Raw genomic sequence first — 289 nt, 5'->3', positions numbered from 1 at the left:
AACTTAAGCGCGCTCAAGCTCAGAAGCGCGCAGGAGAACACGGCTAGAATGGGGGAAAATCAGAGTATCTTGCTGACTTTCCTAGAACAACAAATCAACCAGCTTAGAGCTTTAGGGGGGCAAGTCCCTAAAGATGTTCTAGAGTCCTATCTAAAGCACAAGGCGCGCACAGAGTATATCAAACAGCGCGGGGGGGATATTGAGCTGAAGGCTTTGGATAAAATCGGGTATTCTAACTACTTGAAAGGCAAATAATGGGCGTTTTGATTGATGGCATGAGCAATGGGTG

Annotated in this window: 1 pseudogene; it reads left to right on the top strand. The window is 46.7% G+C overall.

Annotation, left to right across the window (positions count from 1 at the left end):
- A pseudogene (locus EAO37_RS09080) lies at nt 1-255 on the top strand (hypothetical protein); the annotation flags it as partial.
- Nucleotides 256-289: the final 34 nt, after the last annotated feature.

Origin of the sequence: Helicobacter sp. L8, from assembly GCF_003660355.1 — a bacterium.
Classification (GTDB): Bacteria; Campylobacterota; Campylobacteria; order Campylobacterales; family Helicobacteraceae; genus Helicobacter; species Helicobacter labacensis.
The sequence above is the reverse complement of the archived record's forward strand: the minus strand, read 5'-3'. Positions and strand labels throughout refer to the sequence as shown.